Consider the following 22,191-nt stretch of genomic DNA (forward strand, 5'->3'; position numbering starts at 1 on the left):
GAAAACATTCAGCTTCATTTAAAAAAACCTGACTTTGGACAAAAGCCCGAAAAGATTCCCACTGATTGCTCAAAAGCTTTTTGGAAAATTTGGTAAAGAATATTAATCTAAACGTAGGGCAATTCGTCTTACTCATGTTCAGTCACGACTTGTAGACGACTATATCTTCAAGTATAGGAATTATCATTTTGAACAGTAACTAAATATCGACTAAGCGGGTTTGGTTTACAACCCGTTCGCGACTACTTCACGAGTCTATATAGTCGATCGTCCATGTTCAACGGTACGACTGCAACCTTTTCTCAAATGCCTCTTGTTGCCTTGATCACAGAAAGCGGGCGATCGGACTCGAACCGACGACATTCAGCTTGGGAAGCTGACGTTCTACCACTGAACTACGCCCGCAGAAACCCTTTGAACTCTTTTTATGCTTGCGATTGCAAGTATATTACAGATATACTAGGAATAAATGTGTTTTCATGTATATAGCAAAACATAAAACACCTCCCCATGTCAATAGAATATCAGGGGAAGTACATGCTTTGTCATATATCAAGGACAATTTTGACAAAGCGAGGTTGTGTAATTTTCATGATCACTTTGTCAGTATTTTTTTGACGATCGCTCGTGGGCAATGAGACTTTGCTTGTTTCTAACCCAGTCGGCCAACAGCATCAAGTGATATCTTTTGCACGTAGCACTTACTCTAAGCTAATGCATGCCTTCAATAAATGTGCCATTTATTTTTAGTAGGCGATCGTAGTCCTGTAATTTTTGCGGCATCTCACTTATCCCCATACTTGTATTGTATTTGCTTTTTTATTTTTTGTTTCTCAAATGAATATTCAAGAATATTTAAAATTTTTTCTTTTTTGCGCGTATCCCCTCTCTCAAATACGTAGCATGAGCATCTTGACAATCCCATGCTTCTTCAGTGTCCTTCTTGAATCTTAAGAATATGGCAAAGCCTTTAAGGTTTATGTAGTTGGAAATTATGTCAATTAAAGTGCCTGCGAAAATTATAGGTTTTTAGATCGCATGGCGGGCTTGGTAGCGGCGTCGGTCATGGCAAGTGGTAAAAGCAGCACATTAAGCCCATGCAGGATAAATGCAGTCTAAGCGCAGCGCAAGCGTGAGGCTAAACGAGTACTATTTATGTCCCGCATGGGACGGGAGTTCACGACGCCCGTTTAAATAGACGCATTATGCAGGAATTGACACCCAGAAAAGTGCATGCTAGGTTCGAAGAAATCTTGGTGGATTCGGCTCGCAGCAATTCGGCGAACTCTTGTGTGGCAAAGGCGTAGGTTGCGTAACCGGCTCTAATTAAAGTTTGGGGTCGCAGGTCAAACAATGTCCACACTAGAACCAGATCTTTTGAAAGGTTATCTCGAAGCCGAGAAGCGTGGGCTTCGTTATGAAAGAAATGACGCGTTAGAACGCTTTTTGGATTCGTTTACCAATCTGCCGTTGGAGTCACAGCACGGCTGGTCGCTCTGCCTTGCATCGAAGATCGTAGATAATGTTGAATCTACTCCGGTTCGGATACCGCTTTTCCGCCGTGCGATCTTACCCGCACTGGAGAACAGAATCGCTACTAAACTCTAGGCGCGCGCGTCGGCTGGCCGGGTTTGCTCAACACATCTATAAATGTAGTGACCTTCGTCCACGTCTTGTTGACGGCTCCCTCACTAAACAAGCTCTACTATTAACGGCGATTGCACGCGATCCCAATGACACGTCAGCGCGGCGTAAACTTCTGACCTACTTGCTCAGCGGCTGAACTACTCGCTCCACGAACTTCCCACCGGCATGCTAAATGGTCGCGACTCAGCGCCCGTTGAACAATGCCTCGAAATGCTTGACGAATTGGACGATTTTAATCATCACACCGAAATTCTGGGTGTCACATACGACTACTCTAACTGGATTGCCCAATGCCACGTTCACTACAGTACTTACGCGAAATACCTGACTGTCCGTCGGGGAGCGTCCTGTTACGAAGACTATCTCTCGTTGTTCAGCGATGCCTAAAAAACGGATTCAGGCGAAGCCGCCGATAGCGAAGTTATTTAAGCAACGATCGCTCCAATAGCTAGGTCTTCCAAGGCGTAAGGCTTTTGCCCATCCTCTCAGTTTGCCTCTAAACCAAATGTTTGTTTAAAGTGTTGACTTGTTAGGGGTCGATTCGGTTATACTATTTCCAAGCTAGACACTTCAAGCTCTAAATTCTTTGCTGGAGCCGACAGTCGAAACTGAATTATCTCGGTTTTCTCACCCTGACTGAATGGCAAAAGTCTTCATTAAATCGCCTGAAATTGCTCCAGGGCTGGTTTCCATAGCAAGCCTTTGAATTCTCGCGATCGCTTAGATCGCCGTGGTTGCAGTGGGTCGGATCGAGGAAGCTCCAAAGACTCGCCACGCGATTTCATGGGCTTTCTGCCCGCCCAGAGCTGAAGCCAAAGCGATGCGATTGTCTCAGAAGTTCTGTTAACCAATCAGTATCTGAGTACTTAATTTAGAACGAAAGGAGAAAGAATAATATGCCATTCCAAGCAACACAATATGGAAACTTTGTTGCTGAGATATCAGCCTCCCAGCGGAACTTAATCCCTGACTATAACGGGACAAACAGCCGATTTGATTGCATTACGATTGGCAGTGGCATTGGTGGTGGAATCTTTGCTGACGATCTTGCCGATCGCAATCAGGATCGCGATCGCGAATTTTTAGTGCTTGAAGCTGGCTCATTTTTATATCCGACTCACGTTTACAACATTTGTAACTTTCCGAACTATGATGTCGCAGGTAATTTTGCCGTTGAAACATTCACTCAAGAAGGAAGCGGGAACTTCATTGGAGAGAGACCTCAACTTAATTTTGGCGGCCGCTCAATTTTCTGGTCTGGGTTGATTCCGTCCATCCAACCCTGGGAACTTAAATTCTTTCCCGATCGGGTTCGACAAGATCTTGAAAACACCTATCTTTCCCTTGCAGGGAAAGTCATGAATGAATCCATCTCACTGGGCGAAATCAGCAGGGCGGTTGTCGAGTATTTTCGCGGTACTGCTTTAAATGACGACTTTTTTATTGTGGAGACTCCTAGGGCGCTCCATCAACCTTACCTCCACCCTGATGGGACGGCATTAGATGAGTTTTTACCGAGCCAACGGGTGTTTTTAATACTGCTGAACTCCTGGTCAATCAGCTCGGCTTAGTAGGGAAGCAGAATCAACCTGGTCAGACCACTGAATTTAATGTCAAGTTGAATAGCTTCGTTGAATCCGTCGATCGTCTCGAGGATGGAACTTATGAGGTCAAAACAGTTAACACGCTAACCAATCAGTCACGTAGCTTTTTTGCGCCTAACGTTGTTATCGCTGCAGGATCGATTGAAAGTCCCAAGTTGCTTCAGCGCTCAAATGTTTTCGATCGGTTGCCTGCTTCTGTGCAAAAACTTGTGGGTTTAGGATTAACCGACCACCCAACTACAAATCCGATTAAAGCCAAGGTCACTAACCTTGGTTCTACTATCATCAATATCGACGATCATGGGAAAGTTATGTTTTACTCCCGTGGGAAGGCGGAAACCGATGGCTCTGTCCGCTATCCTTTCAACATTGAGATGAATATTAACGGTGAATATTGGCATAGACGAGAAAACGATCCAACCGATCCATCGGCCGGGCTAATTGATGAAGTGACTGTCGATCTCAAGTTTAGTTTTGGCAACCCGCTGGAAGATAGAAATATTGTCAATCCCCATAGTTCAGATGATTACAAGTCTAAGATCGAATTCAAAGATCACCGAGATCCGAGCTATCTTTATAGGGAGCGTTTCCCAGCTCTCGCAGATTGGACTAATACCGAGGAAGAAGTTTATCAGACACTTAATAATCTAGTCTTTGAAATCTTCTCTAAGTTCGAGTTTTTCGGTAATAATGCACGCCCGCTAGATGAGAGTTGGTATGGACCTTTTAATAATTTTGGTTATGGAACGGTTCATCATGCGATTGGGACTTTGCGCATGCCTTACAAACTCTCCTGGAGTGGAAATTTTCAAGTCGAATCTGTGGTGGATGAGGACTTACAAGTTATCAACAATATTGGATTGTATATATGTGACATGTCAGTCATGCCATTCAGTTCGGCAGCTAATCCTGTTCGCACATTAGGGGGTTTAGCCTTGAGACTTTCCCAGCATTTGGGAGTACAACTCTAAGCAGTTATTGAGGCAAGCACATTAGGTTATCTTGATTGATTTGCTTAAGATCTATGAGTCTGTTTGAAAAGTCGAGTTGCGCAAAATCGGGCACATACTTCGCGACGAGGAAATAGAGCTGTTGAGGCTTTTCTACGGATTGCTCAGGGGATTCTAATACCCGACTAGACTCTTTTCAAGCAACCTCAACGCTCTTGCTGCGGTTCAGCTTCTGAACGATAGTTGACATCACGGTTATCATCCGATGAATGAAGTGTCCGCAACCGTACTAGTCATATTCTTTGCAGCCTGTCTGCCCTGCACAGTTCTGGGCTAACTTATAGCAGTGATGCAGAAACGGGATTTAATTTCTGGCTGGAATGAATCAAAAGTAAAAGATCCAGTAGCTTTCGCCTCCTTTGTGGGCTGGAGCCATCTAGTATTGTCTGGCCTCTTAGCCATTGTCACAGTTGCCTGGGCTCTCCAGCTAATTCCCGAGAGTGTATTTGACTTTCTTCTTGTCGCTGCATCACTCGTCCCGTTAATCGCTCTATTTAGAGCTAAGGTCAAGTACGGGCGATAGGCCAACTAGCAAGCGGAAGCAGTGCCACGCCCAACCTGTCGCTTCGAGTTAGGTCGGGGGTGGATGCTCGCTCCTGGCGTTAAACGAAGATATTCTTGAGCTGTAGCCCGGATCCGGATCTTTTCTGCTGAGTGTGCGAATTCACTGACGCTCAGGTGGGAGTGCCTGCACACGCAGTGACTATTGCTTCAGCGATCGACAACGACCTTGGAGTTGATGGCGATGATGCAGACGACTTTATCATGGAGATTCGAGCGGCAGTTTGGGATAGACCTCTCCGCGATGCCCTGGGTCGGGATTTCGGCCTCGAGTACTTCAGACCGGCAGTATTGCTCCTCCCTCTACTGCTGCTTGGTCACATGATTCACCGCCTTGGGCTCATATCCGTAAGCCCACTCTTGCCAACCACCAAAGCTCTGCGGGTCTCCACCCTCGAAGCGGTGCAACTTAGTTATTTGGCAGCATAGCGCCCTTTTAACGAGTCCTTGCAGTAGACCGGGGGAGGGCCGTTTCCAATTGCTTCGACACACTCTGGTGAAGCGCCTTCAGCCGCTTCTATAAGTTACCCGGTCGCTAAAGTCCATGTAAATTAGGCTTCAGCCCCTTCTCCTCAATCACCGTCTCGATTGAAGAGTAGTTTCCTAGACTGGCTTGTTAGGGGGGGGATTCAGTTATTCTTTAGGTAAGTAAGCCACCGCTAATCCTAATTCTAATTACAGCCTTTACCAAGCTAGTGAGGTCCACATTTTTTTTAATTATCTGAATAGCAGGGGTTCGAAATTGAGAGTGTACCTCTCGAGATTGAGAAATTCCGTATTTACCTAGGGAGCAAAACAATGCCGACTAAGCGCCGAGTCTATGATTTCACTGTCACGTTGCTCGAAACAAACCCGGCGGTATGGCGACGCATTCAGGTTCCGGAGAAGTATTCGTTCTGAGACTTACACGTCGCGATCCAAGATTCGATGGGTTGGCTTGATTGTCATCTTCACACGTTCCGATTTGGAAAAGTCGGGACCACGAAAGAAATAGGAATCCCGGTCGGTGAGGGGTTCTCGGACTTGGAGACTCTGCCGGGCTGGGAGATCCCGATTAAGGACTACTTCGACGTCGGCAAGAGCTGCACTTACGAATATGACTTTGGAGATGGCTGGATTCACGATTTGACGCTGCAAGGGCTTGTGCTAGCGGAGAAGGGCAAGCGGTACCCAATTTGCTTGGACGGCGCAATGGCGTGTCCACCCGAGGACTGCGGAGGGATACCGGGCTATTATCACCTCATCGAAGTCTTCGAAGATCCGGACAACGAGGAATATGAAGAATTACTGTCGTGGTTGGGCCGCCCGTTTGACGCGAAAGTCTTCGATCCTTCACTCATCAGATTTGAAAACCCGACCAAGCGGTGGGAGTATGCTTTCTCCGGCGGTACATAACATGAAGTTGAAGAGGACGAAGGAACCTGTTACGTCAATTGCTATCGCAACTGACACGCCAGAACCGCTTTGCCACTTAACTTGGTGCTAGGTTTTCACTCATTCGTTTTAGTTTCCTTCTCGATTAAAGAGTTGTTTCAGAGACTAGATTGTTGAGAGTTGATTCGGTTATTCTTCAGGCAAGCACGCCACTGCAAACCTAAAAGGTCGCCGGAATCAACGGTCGAAACTGAATTCCCTCGGTCTTCCCAACCTGCTGTGGCTTGCCTTCAAGACTTTAGACGTCGTAAAGCAGTTTAAGCATGAGCAACGACTCCCTGCAGGCGCAAATTGAAGCTGCAACCGGGTACGAAGATTTACCGGTTCCGGCGTTGACTCAACAGTGGGCTGAACGAGTGTTGGACGCAGCGCAGATTCGGTCAGGTGACAGAGTCCTGGATGTAGCCTGTGGGACTGGTGTGCTTGCACGGTCAGCCTTAGAGCGGGTGGGTTCCTCAGGCTCTGTTTCCGGGATCGATCCGGGGTTGGGGATGCTGCAAGTGGCCGAGCGCCTGGCACCAACAGTCGAGTGGCGGCAGGGGTCAGCAGAGTCGCTGGCCTACGCCAATCAGTCATTTGACGCTGTTGTAAGTCAATTCGGCTTGATGTTTTTTGCAGATCGCCACAAGGCCCTGCAAGAGATGCTACGAGTATTGACCCCAGGTGGGCGCCTAGCGGTCGCAGTGTGGGATTTACTTGAGAATATCCCGGCCTATGCAACTGAGGTCGCGCTGCTGAACCGCCTGGCAGGCGAGGACACGGCTAACGCAGTGCGAGCGCCATTTCAGCTAGGCGCGCGAAGCGACTTGGAGAAATTGTTTGGGGAAGCAGGAGTTTCTTCGGTCGCGATCGCGACACACAAAGGGACAGGACATTTCCCGAGCGTAAAGATAATGGTCGAAGCGGATCTGAGAGGCTGGCTGCCGGTCATGGGTATTTTCTTGGATGAGGAGCAGATTCAATCTATTTTGGTGGAGGCTGAAACCGCTCTCGATCGCTACGTCACAGCAAAAGGAAGTGTCGAGTTTGATGTTTCCGCACACATTGTTACGGGATTGAGGTCTTAGCGGTTTCGAGAGCGATGATTTTGCCATAAACAAGGCACTGCAGCTGAAGCGGTTGAGCGCTGGCTGCTTTTTCACACCTCGTCCGCGTAGCTGAGTAGATCGATAGATATCAAAGTTCATAATCTACACACTACAATCGATTAGACATCAAGAAAAACCATCTGTTTCATCTATTTCTAGAATAATGAGTGATTTTTCTCCGACGACTAACGATATCGAAAATCTAAACTCTGAAGTTGCTGAAGATGTAGATAGGTTTCAAGAAGCTCTTCAGATACGTAAGCTCGATCAATCTGCTTTACATCAAACTGTTTTACATGTATCCGGACCTGCGGGGATAGTTGGCGTAGCAGGAGCAATAGTCGGAGTTTCGATCTTATACCAAATTGAAAAAAGTAAGTATCGGATGCTAGAAGTAGGAACAGCGACCTGAGGAAACTCTGATGAGTGGCGTCACCCACGTTGAAATTCGCGAGAGTACTGAGGAACTCCAGGCACTGCTGCGCGCGGAGAAGCAGCCGTCAGCGAAAGAGCGCTTGCAAGCGCTCTACCTGATTCGAGCCGAGCAGTTCACGGTCTCGGCTGCAGCGCGGGTGCTGGGCAAACATCGAGGCACGCTCCAACGCTGGCTGGCCCGTTATCACCAGGGCGGTCTGCCACAAATGCTGGCGCGCTCCATTAGCCCCGGTCGTCCGCGTGTCATTCCCGATTGGGCGGTGCGCTGCCTCCAGAAGCAACTCCAGGACCCAGAGGGCGGGTTCGAGCGCTACACGCAGATTCAGCAATGGCTGCGCACTCAGCTGGGTGTCGAGGCCGACTACGCCACCGTCCATCACTTGGTGCGCTAACGGCTGCAAGCGAAACTGAAGGTCCCGCGACCGCGCCATCGACGGCAGAGTCAAGCGCGGCGTGCGGCTTTAAAAAAACTTAGGGGCGGACCTGTCACTGCTCGGAGCGCACCGGTTGGGGCAGAAGCCACTCAAAGGTCGTATCCGCTACTTCACGGAAGATGAGGGTCGCTCCGGACTGAAGACCACGACGGGTCGTCGCATCACGCTGTCCGGCGTGAAGCCAGTAGGGGAATGGCAGTGGAAGTTCAAGGCATTTGGTTGTACGCCGCGGTGGAACCAGCGACGGGTGAGAGCTTTGTCTTGCAGCTGTCCCACGCCGACAGCCAGTGTTTCCAGCGTTTTCTTGAAGAGCTGTCGAAAATTTATCCGGATGACTTTCTCTTCCTGCAAGTGGACAACGGTCGCCTGCATACGGCCAAGAGTCTGGAGCTCCCAGAAAACGTGATGCTGTTATTCCAGCCGCCGTAATGTCCGGAGCTCAATCCCACCGAGCGGGTGTGGCAGCACCTGAAGCGAGACTTGCACTGGGAGGTGTTTGAGGACTTAGAGCAACTGGAAAGTAAGCTCGAGCAGCTGCTCGAGGAACTCACCCCAGAGGTTGTGGCTGCGCTCGCAGGCTATGACTTCATTCTCGACGCTCTATCTGTCGCGAAACTTCTTTGATTTGGTATCAGCTCTTAGCAGTTAGGGATTGCCGGGGAAAGCTTTCGGACTTACTATGTGTAGCGATCGCGCCTCGCTCCTTTTCTCAATGCCTGGTTAGCGGTTCCCGACACGGCGATCGTAAAACCACCATCACATTAGGAGTCACATCCTGCAGTCAGCGGATGGCTACACACCCGAAACCGATGCAATCCTGCTGCTGTAATCGGGAGATCCTGCCTTGTTCCTTTACCTGCGAAACCTGACCGTTCCAACGCCTCAAGGCACGAAGTGGTCTTTAAAGGCTGGGATGAATTCAAACCGGTGGAGCACGACTTTTCCAAAACTCAACTGTTTCGCATCGATCTGAGCTCTAAGTCCAACCGCAGCCCGTGACTCAAACCGTGTCGTTTGCCCGCCCCCCACGCCGATTTTCCAAGGATGAAGCCAGGCAGCATGCCGTTGGGCGTGGCGAACTAAAAGTAGTGGTGGGTCGCAGCCAATTCAGGGCATGACTTCCGGGCAATTCTGGCTAACATGATTGACTAAGAAATGTAGCACCCTACCTCGGTCTCTCATGAAAACTTTCTTCCTTCCCCTTCTCCTTTATTTCATTGTTTTCCTCATAAACGATGCCCAGCAACGTGGATAATTAGGTCTTAGAAATGCTCGAGATTAGTAACATTTGGTACTTCGTGCATGGCTGTAAAGTTGAGACTGCAAGAGTTTTAGCCCCCACCATTACCTATAAACCATACGCAGAGGAGAAAACCGCAGTAAATGCACATCCATTTGCTGTGGCTCAAGTGGCAGCGGACTTATTGGATTTGCCCGGCTAGAAGGGCAAACTAATGCGATATTTCCCCTACAGAGATGGGCATGCGGCACAACGTAATGATGAGCGATTCTCAACCGATTCAATACGGCGGGCAAGCTGCCATCCTGGGTGATTTATTGCCTATCGCAAAGAGCTAGGGCTGCAATAAGTAAAGCCCCTCAAACCTCGGGGCTTTCACCATCTTCCAATTCCTCCCGGGAATTCAAGGTAGACTCGGCTTGCCTCGACCTCAATCACGCGAACGTTCGGTATTAGCGAAGTAGTAACCCGTCACGGCTGTGGCAAGAGGGGTAAGGAAGGTATAGATGGTCTTCGCAGTGTCATGAACCTCGTTTAGCGCGCGATCGAATCGGCGATTAATAGCCTCTTCATCGTTGCCAGGAGCGTGGACAAGATGCCAGGTGAGGATGCCAATGCAGATAGCGTGGAGTGAGGCGACCACGGCGAGGGTAATCCACAACGAGTAGGCAAGCTCCCCAGAAACTCGCGTTTCATAGTTTCTGCGTCGATCCTCCTGCGAAATTTGCCGGACCGACCCGGGGTCGCCGAGCGTCTTTTTCTGGTCGTCACCCAACAAGGCCTCCAGAGTAGCTTCTGGAGATGTTGTGCCTCCCAATTCTCTATCAGGAACTGGGAGGCTGCTCCCAAGTCTAGCTTCTGGATCGAACATGCGTATTAGTTAATTTGCATTTTGCACCAATCTCAGAGGTGGAGCAGCATGAGGGTTAAGAGCGGCTCAATCAGGAGAAGCTCCCTAGCCCTTATTTCTCATGGATAAACTGCTCTTCCTTACTCACTTGTTCCTGAGTGAACTTCTGCTCCAAACCTTCGCCACCTATCAATAGCAGAATTTCCAGGCGATGCTTGCCTCCCGCTTTAGTAGCGACGCAAAACCCTCGATACCAACCCTGGAAGTCAGCTGTAGCTCTGTGCTGCTTCCTCGCTCACAAACACTGGTCTTGGGGGCTATTGATGACGTTAATTCAGAGTCACTTGCTCGCCAGCTCCTAACTCCTCCTCCACGAGGCCGCCATACCGACCTGCACGTTTGGTAGACCTCGCCTGCTTTGCCATAGAATTTACGTTCAAGCACTTTCGTTGTTGGCTCCACTACTTCCAGAACCTTTTCGGACTCCACGTGGTGTTGGTCTATCTCTGCTGAGATCGATGACGCATTCCCTCTTCTCAAGAGAACTTCACGGGCAAGTGCCCCTTATCACCTTTGCAGCTGCCTTTAAGACAGATTCTTCAGCTGCTTAAGGAACTAAAGCCCACATCTTCGTCCAAGTGCTCGCGCATGCGGGATGCGCCAGACGAGAATTCCTCCTCAGACTAAGAAAAAGGGGGATCAAGTCTCTGGTGAGCTGTGCTGGCAATCGGACTCTGATGGATAAGCGCAAATCCAGGACTGGCAAAGCCAACAAATGTATCTATGAGGCTGTTAGAAAAGTCGGGTTGTGCGAAATCAGTTATCAACATCGCGACGAGAAAATAGGACTTTTGGGGATTTCAACGGGTTGCTCAAGGCACTCCGATACTTGGGTCAACCCTTTTTAAACAACCTCTTAAGGATATGCCCGTCCCGGACTGGGTAACTTTGTTTTTCCCAAAAAAATCCAATGGGACCTGTCACAAGCGTTTCTTGATACCAACACGACCCCTGTCGGCAACCCACATAATTAGACTGTTGGGAATTGTCGGCATACTGAGGCGGTTTTCAAGAAGCTAGAGCAGGGTTTTAGAACGTGTAGCTTAGCAGTGCTCCTACTGAAGGCAATGCTAGGGTTGCTGCTCTACTCGAGGCTAGGATGTCTGCTAAGTCATTAGGCTTGCTCTCACTCAAGGCTCAGTAGTATGACCCAAATTGCGGGCATCGGCAGAGCAAGTAGTCGCAATATTAACTAATTCGCTAGCACTCTGGTTGCATCAGCGAGAGCGAAAAAGGGCTCAGCTGCAGGCATGGACTGACATCAGCCTATATCTTTCCTCAAAACTTCTTGAAGGTTGGTGCAAAGTTAGTGGACGACTAGCAACTTCGTCGGCTCCTCGGTATCCAACTGGCGGATGTACAGACCAGCCTTGTGCTGCCCCTTGCGCTCGGCCTCGACAGCATTTGCATAGAGGCGCATGAGGGCAAGCCCCTTACGCAAAACTTCTGTTGCGTTGATGTTCAGTTCCTTAGAGATCTCGGAAAGCTCAGCTGAAGCGCTCTCGCTCAACCGTACCTTGAACTCGCGAGGCTTGTTCTTCATAGTCCCCTACTAACTCCATTTTTGTCCCCTTTTTGGGGGCTCTATTTTGATTATAGTAGCCAGATCAGCCAGCTATACTAGCTAACCTCCGAACATCTGTTTCGTCCCCCCCCTCTCCCAATCAAGCTCTTCGCGAGCTACTCCGGCAGCGTCGCACAACGCAACTTTCTTCCAACCACTCCCACCTGGTTAAATCTGTTGCCGGAAACGGCAACATGCATCCCTCGGTGGAAATCGCGCCTCCCACGCCCGAACAGGTCCTTTGCAGGGGCACGAAAGAGCTTAAAGGGGGACAATTCGCACAACTCCAAACTCGCTGGGCGTTGGTCGATCGTATGTTCAACCACCTCAAGCACCATCGCGGTCAGGTGACGACTTTCTGTCTCAGGTCGGACTCGCAATGGGCTCGACCGATTTGCCCTCCATGACAAGATTCCGCGTTGGCGAGACTCGGACGCGATCGCCAAAAAAATTGGGCAGAGAGACTGCCATCACTCAATCTCCCTGCCCGCCACTGATACTAGGTCTTGTCTGCATCATTAAGACAAGCCCGCCGCGCGATCGCGGTTTTAGACTAACTTCAAATTCGGGTAAGCCTCCAGCAAGTCGTCGGCCGTGAGCGAGTCGCCCTCAGCCTGGGGCGTCCAGAGCACTTCCACCGCGAGCAAGCGATCCTGCCCGACCCCGGCAGCTTCGCGCAGTGCTTGCTGTAGATCCTCGGCACTCTTGATGGGAGACAGCGGCAATTTACCTTCCGCTCCCACCAGCAACGTCACGAGTAAATACTCGCTCGGTGCTGAAGCGTCTGTCGCTTGTGACTCACTTTGTTGCAACCGGCCGTTCGCATTTGAGAGCGTTTCTTCGCCGAACTTGCTGCGCTCGAACAGCGCTGCCTGGTTGAAACGTGACTCTGCTGCACTGAGAGTCATTTGCTGGGATTCCGTTGCTCCGTAGGCCCAGTAGTCCGAGTGTCGCAAGAGCGCCAGAGCACTTTCCTGTAGCACGCGCGCCCGGCCAGAAGCCAGCTCTGTATTGGCAGATCGTGCCAGCTGAGCCAACTCCCGTTGCAGTCCGCTCGCACTTGCCAGCAATCCGACTTGAACCTTTGCTACCGATACGCGGGGATTGCTCGTGACGGTCTCGCCGCTACCGAGTCCGCTACTCCGGAAGGCGTTAATAACGAAGTTCGCCAGCGCGAGGACAACCAGGATAGAGAAAAGCGACCCAAAGCCACCAAAGCCAAAGAATGGGAAAAGGAACGGGAAACCAAACCCGCCACCGGGTGCGCGATATCCGCCACCACCGCGCGGCATTGTCGTGCGCGGCGTACGGAAACTACCACCGCCAATGCGCCCACCGCTCCGTGCGGCCAGTGCCGTACCGGCATCACCTAACACCAAGGCGAGGACCAGCCCGAGGGCAACAACTGCTTTAAGCAGCATTTGCCAGCGCGATCGCGCAATTGCAAACATGCGTAACTCCTTTTTAAAAAGTCCCAAGGTTGTATCGCGTTGCAGCCCATTAGATATCCAACAGATGTCTGGGAACTGCCGAACTCATTGGTTCTCATTATTAACGATCGCTCCCCCACCTGCGGTTCGGTCGACCGGACGCTTTACCGTATCGCCGACTCCCGGCCGGACTGCAACTTGAAGCCTTTGCCACCCGGCCGCTCGACCGCAATTGTGCGGACACACTTCCCAGCCGATCGCCCATTCAGATTCCGGATACTTATGCGTCCGCTGCAAGACCACCTGCGGAATAGGATAAGGTCGCCGACCCGCACGTTACAGTTATGCCCAACCGCACTCGACCGACTGCTCGTGAATCGCCCGCTTATCTGCCGAACACTCTGCGAAGCCGATGTCGCAACCGTTGCCGACTTCGACCGCCGCTATCTCGGTGGAATGTGGAGTGAAGAGGGCTATCAACGCGAACTGACTAGCCCCAATAGCGAAATCCTCTTACTCGCAACTCCCCCTAGCACGTTCTCGAACGCCGGAGAGACCCGCCCCGGAGAAACGATCGCCGCATGGGGAAGCTTTTGGGCAATCCTCGATGAAGCCCACGTCACGCTGCTCGGCGTCGTTCCCGAGTACCGCCAACAGGGTTTAGGACAACTCCTTCTAGCAAGCTTGCTACAGCGCGCGATCGCGCGAAAGCTGCGTCGTGCCACCCTTGAAGTCCGTAAGTCTAACCAGGCTGCGCGATCGCTCTACGCTAAGTTCGGTTTCCGCCCGGTTGGGGAGCGTCCGAACTACTATCGCAACCCACCTGAAGCTGCCACGATTCTCTGGCGTAACAAGCTTCAGACCTCTACAACTGCCGTAGCAATTGCCAACCTTTGGGAGCGAGGACGCGATCGCGCCTATCAGTGTGGATGGCAACTAATTGATTAGTTTTGTTTGATACAGGCCAACTATTTATTAGTCGATTTTGTCGCGATCGCCGTAACGATTGCTACGTTTATCCTTCCTCCTTGAAGGCTCAAATCCGCCAAGACCCGCCAGAATAGCTGTGCTAGAATCGGCGTAATACGGGCACGCACAGGTGATGTACTAGGCTTATGTTCGAGCGCTTCACAGAAAAGGCAATTAAGGTAATCATGCTGGCTCAGGAAGAAGCACGTCGCCTGGGTCACAATTTTGTCGGTACGGAGCAGATTCTTCTGGGCTTGATTGGCGAAGGCACTGGCGTCGCCGCGAAAGTCCTCAAATCAATGGGTGTCAACTTAAAAGACGCGCGAATCGAAGTTGAGAAAATTATCGGGCGGGGATCGGGCTTTGTTGCTGTTGAGATTCCGTTTACTCCCCGAGCTAAACGCGTCTTGGAATTGTCGTTGGAAGAGGCACGCCAACTCGGTCACAATTACATCGGAACCGAGCATTTATTGCTAGGTTTGATCCGTGAAGGTGAGGGCGTTGCCGCGCGCGTTCTGGAGAACCTTGGCGTCGATCTATCTAAAGTTCGTACGCAAGTAATTCGGATGCTGGGCGAGACGGCTGAAGTGTCTACTTCAGAGAATCGCGGCCGGACCAAAACTCCTACGCTTGACGAGTTCGGCTCCAATCTGACGCATATGGCCGGCGAGGGTAAGCTCGATCCGGTGGTCGGGCGCCAGAAGGAAATCGAGCGGGTCATCCAGATCCTCGGTCGCCGGACAAAAAACAACCCCGTGCTGATCGGCGAACCCGGCGTCGGTAAAACCGCGATCGCTGAAGGATTGGCCCAACGTATTGCCAACGGCGACGTACCCGACATCCTCGAAGAGAAGCGCGTCGTTACCCTCGATATCGGCTTGCTCGTAGCCGGCACGAAGTATCGCGGCGAGTTCGAGGAACGTCTGAAGAAGATCATGGACGAGATTCGCCAGGCAGGGAACGTCGTCCTAGTTATCGACGAGGTGCATACGCTGATCGGAGCCGGTGCGGCTGAAGGTGCAATCGACGCTGCCAACATCCTCAAACCAGCACTGGCACGCGGCGAACTACAGTGCATCGGTGCTACCACCCTCGACGAATATCGCAAGCACATCGAGCGCGACGCTGCCCTCGAGCGCCGCTTCCAACCAGTGATGGTCGGCGAACCGAGCGTTGAAGAAACAATCGAAATTCTGCGGGGGTTGCGCGATCGCTACGAGCAACACCACAAACTCGAAATTACCGACGATGCGCTGGATGCCGCGGCCAAGCTCTCCGATCGCTACATCTCGGATCGCTATTTGCCCGACAAGGCGATCGACTTGATCGACGAGGCTGGGTCGCGCGTGCGCTTGATCAACTCGCAGCTACCGCCGGCAGCTAAGGACCTCGACAAGGAACTTCGTCAGTTGCTGAAACAGAAGGACGATGCTGTCCGTTCTCAAGATTTCGACCGCGCTGGCGAGCTGCGCGATCGCGAAATGGAGATCAAGGCGGAAATCCGCGCGATCGCGGCATCGCGCAAGTCCGACTCTACTGAAGGTGACAGCGACGGACCGCGCGTCGACTCGGAAGAGATCGCGCACATCGTCTCGTCCTGGACGGGCGTCCCGGTCAGCAAGATCACCCAGACCGAGTCGGCCAAGTTGCTGCACATGGAAGACACCTTGCACCAGCGCATCATCGGTCAAGAGGATGCAGTGAAAGCGGTTTCGCGTGCCATTCGCCGCGCTCGGGTGGGATTGAAGAACCCCAACCGTCCGATCGCGAGCTTTGTGTTCTCCGGTCCAACTGGCGTGGGTAAAACCGAGCTTACCAAAGCGCTGGCAGCGTATTTCTTCGGTGCTGAGGACGCCATGATTCGGTTGGATATGTCCGAATTCATGGAGCGCCATACAGTTTCGAAGTTGATCGGCTCGCCTCCCGGATACGTCGGCTACAACGAAGGCGGTCAGCTGACCGAAGCCGTGAGGCGGCGTCCCTACACGGTTGTGCTGTTTGACGAGATCGAGAAAGCGCACCCGGATGTCTTCAACATGCTGCTGCAGATCCTCGAAGACGGTCGCTTAACCGATGCCAAGGGACGTACGGTGGACTTCAAGAACACCCTACTCATCATGACCTCCAACATCGGCTCCAAGGTCATCGAGAAGGGTGGCGGCGGTCTCGGCTTCGAGCTGGAAACAGACTCCTCTGAATCTCAATACAATCGCATCCGTTCTCTCGTCAATGAAGAGTTGAAGCAGTATTTCCGCCCAGAGTTTCTCAACCGCATCGACGAGATCATCGTCTTCCGCCAGCTGACGCGCGACGAGGTTAAGGAGATTGCAGATATCTTGTTGCAAGAAGTCTTCTCGCGACTGACCGAGCAGGACATCGCGCTGCAAGTTACTGAGAAGTTTAAGGAGCGTCTCGTTGAAGAGGGCTACAGCCCTGCTTACGGCGCACGACCACTGCGCCGGGCAATCATGCGATTGCTGGAAGACGTAATGGCTGAAGAAATTCTCTCCGGTCGTTTGCGTGAAGGCGACACGGCAACAGTCGACATCGACGATGAAGAAGGTGCCGTGAAGGTCCTCACTGGGGAGCCGGCACAGCAGAAGCTGCTCTCGCAGGCAGCCGAGTAGCCCCGGTCCCTCGTCAAACGGCGCAGCGTCGAGGTAAACATCATCTAACCCGTACTAACAGGAGACGTAGTTTAACTGGTTGCGTCTCCTGTTTTGTTTACGTGCTGTCTCATGTCAATCTGCAAAATATTTATACCAATTTGAAGAATGCCTACAACAGATGGTGCAATCGAGCCCCGGGAGTAAAAGTTCCCGAGCTGCCATTTGTCGCAGCACTTCCTAGAGTTGGTATTACAACAGATCGAGCAAATAAGCTTTGAAGTTAAATGATCCTGGATCCCTATTTGTCGCATTATTTCTTATGGCTGGCATCATTTGCCGACCGTAGGTCGCCAGCACGAATACGCAGCGTTGACATTTCAGCAAAGTTGCACGATCGCTCAGAGACCTAGCTGTTTGCAGCAGCCTTGAGGGCGCAAACAGCATTTCTGAAGATTGTTCATGCTCGCTCACCAGACCTGACCGCATAAGTCCTGAAGCAGTCAGGGTCGGCCCGACAAGCGCGAAGCGGTCCAAAGCGATCGGGAGCTCCTTGGAAGTTGAGATCGCACCGGCAGCCAGGCGCTCGGGAAAATCTTTCTTCAGACTGAGCTGCCGCCGCCGCGATCGACTAGGATCCCCACACTGCGGTCATTTGCAGTCCGAACAACAGGCGATCGGGCACAGAAAATAGTTCATAAAAAGCAAACTAACGACAGTTAGATGCTTACATTGCTTCACACTACTTAATATAATGGGGGCTATTGGCTAGGTATTTATCCTCAGTAAGCATGGTTGACACCAACTTCCCATGGCTGACGACGATCGTCCTGCTGCCCCTGATTGCGGCGATTCCGATTCCCTTTGTGCCGGAGCGTTTCGGTAAGGCTATTCGCTGGTACGCTCTCAGTGCAGGGCTCCTAACACTCGGGGTTACGGTTTGCGCCTTCGTGCGATTCTACGACCTCAGCGATCCCGGCTTCCAGCTGGAGGAATCCTATGCCTGGCTGCCGCAGTTGGGTTTGAATTGGTCGATGGCCGTTGACGGTCTGTCAATGCCGCTCGTCATATTGTCCGGGCTGATTTCCACGTTGGCACTGCTAGCTTCTTGGCGAGAGCAGCGCAAGCCGCGCTTCTACTACGTGCTGTTGTTGGTTCTCTACAGCGCGCAGGTTGGCGTCTTTGCATCGCGCGATTTGCTGCTGTTCTTCTTGATGTGGGAGCTAGAGCTGATTCCGGTCTACCTGCTCATTTCAATTTGGGGCGGCCAGAATCGCCTTTATGCAGCTACAAAGTTCATCCTCTACACGGCACTGGGATCGATCTTTATTCTTGTTGGTGCTCTAATATTGGCCTTCGGCGGCGACACCCTCACCTTCGACATGGGCGAGTTGGGCTTGCAAAAGATTCCCTTCGGTCTGGAAATGCTTGCCTACGCGGGCTTCGCGATCGCTTTCGCCGTTAAATTGCCGATTTTCCCACTGCACACGTGGTTGCCGGACGCTCACAGCCAAGCTTCCGCTCCCGTATCAATGATTTTGGCGGGCGTCCTCTTGAAGATGGGCGGCTACGGGCTCATTCGCATGAACGTCGAGATGATGCCCGAGGCTCATGTTTACTTCGCACCTGTCCTGGCAGTGCTCGGTGCGGTAAATATTGTCTACGGCGCGCTGACGGCATTCAGCCAAGACAATCTAAAACGACGTCTGGCTTGCTCCTCGATTTCGCACATGGGCTTTGTACTGATCGGTATTGCGTCCTTTACGGAGCTGGGTTTGAATGGTGCGGTTCTGCAGATGCTCTCCCACGGTTTGATTGCGGCGGCGCTGTTTTATTTGTCCGGCGTGACCTACGAACGCACTCATACCCTGGCAATGAAGAAAATGGGGGGCATTGCCCAGCAGATGCCAAAAGTGTTTGCGCTGTTCACGGCGGCGTCGATGGCTTCGTTGGCACTTCCTGGCATGAGCGGGTTTGTTAGCGAACTGACCGTATTTCTCGGCATCACCACTAGCGATGCTTACAGCAGTTCCTTCAAAGTAGCGATGGTGTTTCTGTCAGCAGTTGGGTTGATTCTGACCCCGATTTACTTGCTCTCGATGCTGCGCCAAGTTTTCTACGGCACGAACAGTACTGGCATCGTTATCGAGAACTACCTTGGCGACGCCAAGCCCCGCGAAGTATTTGTCACGATTTGCCTGTTAATCCCGATTGTCGGTATTGGTTTGTATCCCAAACTAGCAACTCGCACCTATGACGTGAAGACGGTAGAGGTTGCTGTCAAGGCGCGCGATGCGGTTCCCGTGATCGCCCAGCGTCAGGAGCGCTTCCAGGAGGCACGTCTGGCTTTGCCGTTCTACGCTCCGGCATTTGCAGCTCCGGGTCTGCCTGCCTCATCACTTCAAGCCTTACTAGATACCGAGCTGAATGTTGAATAATCCCCGGAGTGTTTTCGTCTGAAGCGTCAAGAGCGGTCCGCGCGGCCGCTTTTTTTCGATCTCGATTCGACTTGCTGCAGTATGGCGCACCCTTTGGATGAGGTTCGCGTGCGCGCGGGAGAGAAACTGGGATAAAATCGATGCTGTTTTGCTTGCAATGAGGGATCATGCTCAGAGCTGGAATTGTCGGATTGCCCAACGTCGGCAAATCGACGCTATTTAATGCGCTGACGGCGAACGCGACGGCCGAGGCTGCGAATTTTCCGTTCTGTACGATCGAGCCAAATGTAGGCATAGTGTCGGTACCGGACGATCGTCTGGAGAAGTTGGCAGAGATTTCGCACTCGGCCCGGATCGTTCCAACGCGGATCGAATTCGTGGACATTGCCGGATTGGTGGCTGGCGCAAGTCAAGGTGAAGGGTTAGGCAATCAATTCCTTGCCAACATCCGTGAAGTCGACGCGATCGTTCACGTGGTGCGCTGCTTCGAGGACGACAATATCATCCACGTCTCGGGCTCGGTGGATCCAGTGCGCGACATCGAGACCATTACTCTCGAATTGGTTCTGTCAGATTTCGCCCAGGTTGAAAAACGCATCGATCGCGCTCGCAAGCAAGCCAAGCGCGAAAAAGAGATTCAGGTCGAAGTTGATGCTCTCGAAAAGCTGCTGCCCGCTCTAAACGACGGGCAGCCAGCCCGTCAAGTGGAGCTAGTCGCAGAAGAAGATGCAGCCATTCGCGCGCTAGGATTGCTGAGTCGCAAACCAGTTATTTACGCTGCAAATGTTTCCGAGGACGATCTCGCCTGCGGGAACGAGTGGGTAGAACAGGTCCGCGCGCTCGCGGCGCGAGAAGGAGCAGGTGCCGTTGTCGTGTCGGCACAGGTAGAAGCCGAGCTGATCGAGTTGCCGGAAGAGGAACGTGCCGATTATCTGGAGTCCCTTGGTGTTGCCGAAGGCGGTTTGCGATCGCTCATCGGTGCAACCTACGACTTATTGGGCTTGCGAACCTATTTAACGTCAGGCGAGACCGAGACGCGTGCCTGGACGATTTGCGCGGGAATGAAAGCGCCTCAAGCAGCTGGGGTCATTCACTCCGATTTCGAACGCGGCTTCATCCGAGCAGAGACGGTTGCCTACGCGGATCTTGTCAGCACGGGCTCGATGGCAGCTGCCAAAGAAAAAGGTTTGGTCCGTTCTGAAGGCAAAGACTACGTTGTGCGCGAGGGCGACGTGATTCTCTTCCGGTTCAATGTCTAGCAACTGACGCTACTAGCTGCTCTCTAACTGCGCGAGCCGCAGCTAGAACGAATGCGCCGGGCCAGTGGTGCCGCCGGTATCTAACTAATTCGCCCTACACCCAGCTCTAAGTGTCACTTGCAGGATTTGATGTTGGGGCTCGAAAGGCGTATCGAGCCATTGATAATCTCGCCGAGCCGACGCAAGCGCACACCACCACTACGTAACCTTTTAGGATACGATGACACCCTTGCGTGTATAGAAGGCAACGTATCCTTCGATATGTTTGGCTCGCTCTTTGGCCTGCGGATAGGACCAGGCAGCGTCGCTCAACGATTCGCCACCAATAGTAATCGTATAGTAGCTGGCCGTCCCTTTCCAAGGGCAAACAGTGTGTGTATCGGTGCCCTGGAAGTAATCCCAATACACGTCATCGGGAGGAAAGTATTCGTTACCTTCCACGCGCTCGCATCGTTGGCTATTAGCAAGGACAACGCCATTCCAGGTTGCTTGGGTCATGTCAATAAGCCTCCGCTCGGTAAAAAGTTACGGTCTACACGATCGTCGGTTACGGTCGGTCGCTTGGTGTTATAAGACCTCACGCCATAGACCGGGGACCGCAATACTCTTGAAGCGATCGCGACGTACTTCTGGCACGGGCAACTCTAGTGGCGATAGTTATCCCCACGATTATTTTCCCCTAGCACCCGGCCAATTTATTTGCAGCCGTCCGCTCGCAACTTGATAACGTTCGCTACTAGAAATCATCGAAACTGCGGGGATCGGCAGTCTCTTGCTGCTTGCCTTTGCGGCTACGTGTCGAACGGGCCGATTGACGCTGCCAGCCTTGAGAGTCGTATACACGTTGACCTTCCCAGGAACAATGCTTGCAGGCATAGCGCCGGACCGGAACGACAAGGTTGATCAGGCGATCTTCCCAGTGACGGTGTTTCTTGTAAATCGAGCCCTCGCATTTAGGGCAGCGCAGGCGCGCAAGATGCGGCATCTGCAACAAACGATATCGCAACCGCCGGAAGGCAATCGTCAGGGCGATCGAGATCGCAACCATCGCTAAGAGGTTTGAGGGGCTAGCAAACCTGGAAGCGAAATCTAAAATCGCGCCACCAACAGCTGCCATTGAGGTCCCAAGTGCCTGCAAACAATCCAATAGAGCCGCACGGAGGGAGAAACGCTCGAGCAATAAGAACAGTCCAACTAAGACTAATAAAAGGGCGATTGTTTCCTGCCACCATTTCTGCCAAATTTGTTTCCAGAGTGGTAATTCCTTCCGTGCCATGTGCTTACTCTCCCAAAGTTTTTGTGAGTTCGAACACAACTATCAAGATTTTTTTGAAAATGGTAATCTATTTTATACTAATTTAGACAATGCCTACGACAGATGATGCAAACAACCCCTAAGACTAGAGAACTCCTATCTGCTACTTGTCGCAGCACTTCCTAGAGTTGGGCACCTCGATCAATTCGCTCAAGACCGAAGTTCAGCACAGCAGCATAGGCATTTCAGTAGCCAATAAATACATTCCCGCAATATATAGAGGTCCTTAGTTGGCATTAATCCTTTT

General features: G+C 51.7%; 20 protein-coding genes, 1 tRNA gene and 1 pseudogene. 15 read left to right on the forward strand and 7 right to left on the reverse strand.

Going from position 1 to position 22,191, the window contains the following annotated elements:
* Positions 1 to 333: 333 nt before the first annotated feature.
* Positions 334 to 405: transfer RNA gene (locus KR51_RS00955), tRNA-Gly, on the reverse strand.
* A 948-nt stretch (positions 406 to 1,353) separates the two neighbouring features.
* Between KR51_RS00955 and KR51_RS19020 the strand changes: the two genes are divergently transcribed.
* The 11 genes and pseudogenes from KR51_RS19020 to KR51_RS19035 all read left to right on the forward strand — a co-directional run bounded on the left by KR51_RS19020 (position 1,354) and on the right by KR51_RS19035 (position 8,837).
* Positions 1,354 to 1,608, forward strand: coding sequence for a hypothetical protein (locus tag KR51_RS19020; protein ID WP_022603924.1), 255 nt, complete (start codon positions 1,354 to 1,356; stop codon positions 1,606 to 1,608).
* Positions 1,609 to 1,869: 261 nt separating this feature from the next.
* Entirely contained in the window at positions 1,870 to 2,034 is a 165-nt protein-coding gene (locus KR51_RS00960) for a hypothetical protein (protein WP_156914899.1), read from the forward strand.
* Positions 2,035 to 2,543: 509 nt separating this feature from the next.
* A complete protein-coding gene (locus tag KR51_RS20430; RefSeq protein WP_232214488.1) occupies positions 2,544 to 3,218 on the forward strand; it encodes a hypothetical protein in 675 nt (224 codons plus the stop codon).
* 47 nt (positions 3,219 to 3,265) lie between these two features.
* Entirely contained in the window at positions 3,266 to 4,222 is a 957-nt protein-coding gene (locus tag KR51_RS20435) for a GMC oxidoreductase (protein WP_232214489.1), read from the forward strand.
* 738 nt (positions 4,223 to 4,960) lie between these two features.
* Positions 4,961 to 5,251, forward strand: coding sequence for a hypothetical protein (locus KR51_RS00970; RefSeq protein ID WP_156914900.1), 291 nt, complete (start codon positions 4,961 to 4,963; stop codon positions 5,249 to 5,251).
* A gap of 483 nt (positions 5,252 to 5,734) precedes the next feature.
* Positions 5,735 to 6,217: pseudogene (locus tag KR51_RS00975) on the forward strand (plasmid pRiA4b ORF-3 family protein); the annotation flags it as partial.
* A gap of 302 nt (positions 6,218 to 6,519) precedes the next feature.
* Positions 6,520 to 7,323, forward strand: coding sequence for a methyltransferase domain-containing protein (locus tag KR51_RS00980; RefSeq protein WP_022603932.1), 804 nt, complete (start codon positions 6,520 to 6,522; stop codon positions 7,321 to 7,323).
* Between the two features lie 184 nt (positions 7,324 to 7,507).
* Complete coding sequence (locus tag KR51_RS19025; RefSeq protein WP_022603934.1) at positions 7,508 to 7,756, forward strand: hypothetical protein; 249 nt, start codon at positions 7,508 to 7,510, stop codon at positions 7,754 to 7,756.
* Between the two features lie 10 nt (positions 7,757 to 7,766).
* Positions 7,767 to 8,171, forward strand: a complete 405-nt coding sequence (locus KR51_RS00985) for a helix-turn-helix domain-containing protein (protein WP_040654693.1) — start codon at positions 7,767 to 7,769, stop codon at positions 8,169 to 8,171.
* 234 nt (positions 8,172 to 8,405) lie between these two features.
* Complete coding sequence (locus KR51_RS19030) at positions 8,406 to 8,642, forward strand: hypothetical protein (RefSeq protein WP_156914901.1); 237 nt, start codon at positions 8,406 to 8,408, stop codon at positions 8,640 to 8,642.
* 27 nt (positions 8,643 to 8,669) lie between these two features.
* Positions 8,670 to 8,837, forward strand: coding sequence for a hypothetical protein (locus KR51_RS19035; protein WP_156914902.1), 168 nt, complete (start codon positions 8,670 to 8,672; stop codon positions 8,835 to 8,837).
* A 1,046-nt stretch (positions 8,838 to 9,883) separates the two neighbouring features.
* On the opposite strand, the gene KR51_RS00995 is transcribed toward KR51_RS19035, so the two are convergent.
* From KR51_RS00995 to KR51_RS01010, 3 genes are all read right to left on the reverse strand, one after another.
* On the reverse strand, positions 9,884 to 10,324 hold the full coding sequence (locus tag KR51_RS00995; RefSeq protein WP_022603938.1) for a hypothetical protein: 441 nt from the start codon (positions 10,322 to 10,324) through the stop codon (positions 9,884 to 9,886).
* A gap of 1,345 nt (positions 10,325 to 11,669) precedes the next feature.
* Positions 11,670 to 11,906 (reverse strand): hypothetical protein, encoded by a 237-nt coding sequence (locus tag KR51_RS01000; protein WP_022603940.1) that lies wholly within the window; start codon positions 11,904 to 11,906, stop codon positions 11,670 to 11,672.
* A gap of 569 nt (positions 11,907 to 12,475) precedes the next feature.
* Positions 12,476 to 13,378 (reverse strand): DUF1517 domain-containing protein, encoded by a 903-nt coding sequence (locus tag KR51_RS01010; protein WP_022603942.1) that lies wholly within the window; start codon positions 13,376 to 13,378, stop codon positions 12,476 to 12,478.
* Between the two features lie 351 nt (positions 13,379 to 13,729).
* Here KR51_RS01010 and rimI point away from each other — a divergent pair, with 351 nt between their 5' ends.
* Entirely contained in the window at positions 13,730 to 14,305 is a 576-nt protein-coding gene (gene rimI / locus KR51_RS01015) for a ribosomal protein S18-alanine N-acetyltransferase (RefSeq protein WP_071783178.1), read from the forward strand.
* A gap of 167 nt (positions 14,306 to 14,472) precedes the next feature.
* The gene (locus KR51_RS01020; RefSeq protein WP_022603946.1) at positions 14,473 to 16,953 is read left to right on the forward strand and encodes an ATP-dependent Clp protease ATP-binding subunit; all 2,481 of its coding nucleotides are present in this window, start codon (positions 14,473 to 14,475) and stop codon (positions 16,951 to 16,953) included.
* A 231-nt stretch (positions 16,954 to 17,184) separates the two neighbouring features.
* On the opposite strand, the gene KR51_RS20045 is transcribed toward KR51_RS01020, so the two are convergent.
* Positions 17,185 to 17,469 carry a hypothetical protein gene (locus KR51_RS20045; RefSeq protein ID WP_198016647.1) on the reverse strand — a complete coding sequence of 95 codons (285 nt, stop codon included), beginning with the start codon at positions 17,467 to 17,469 and terminating at the stop codon, positions 17,185 to 17,187.
* A 254-nt stretch (positions 17,470 to 17,723) separates the two neighbouring features.
* Between KR51_RS20045 and KR51_RS01025 the strand changes: the two genes are divergently transcribed.
* Positions 17,724 to 19,370, forward strand: a complete 1,647-nt coding sequence (locus KR51_RS01025) for an NAD(P)H-quinone oxidoreductase subunit 4 (RefSeq protein WP_022603948.1) — start codon at positions 17,724 to 17,726, stop codon at positions 19,368 to 19,370.
* A 167-nt stretch (positions 19,371 to 19,537) separates the two neighbouring features.
* Complete coding sequence (gene ychF, locus KR51_RS01030; protein ID WP_022603950.1) at positions 19,538 to 20,629, forward strand: redox-regulated ATPase YchF; 1,092 nt, start codon at positions 19,538 to 19,540, stop codon at positions 20,627 to 20,629.
* A gap of 210 nt (positions 20,630 to 20,839) precedes the next feature.
* Here ychF and KR51_RS01035 read toward each other — a convergent pair whose 3' ends face one another.
* The gene (locus tag KR51_RS01035) at positions 20,840 to 21,127 is read right to left on the reverse strand and encodes a DUF427 domain-containing protein (protein ID WP_022603952.1); all 288 of its coding nucleotides are present in this window, start codon (positions 21,125 to 21,127) and stop codon (positions 20,840 to 20,842) included.
* Positions 21,128 to 21,365: 238 nt separating this feature from the next.
* Positions 21,366 to 21,905, reverse strand: a complete 540-nt coding sequence (locus KR51_RS01040; RefSeq protein WP_022603954.1) for a hypothetical protein — start codon at positions 21,903 to 21,905, stop codon at positions 21,366 to 21,368.
* Positions 21,906 to 22,191: the final 286 nt, after the last annotated feature.

The organism is Rubidibacter lacunae KORDI 51-2, from assembly GCF_000473895.1.
Lineage (GTDB): Bacteria > Cyanobacteriota > Cyanobacteriia > Cyanobacteriales > Rubidibacteraceae > Rubidibacter > Rubidibacter lacunae.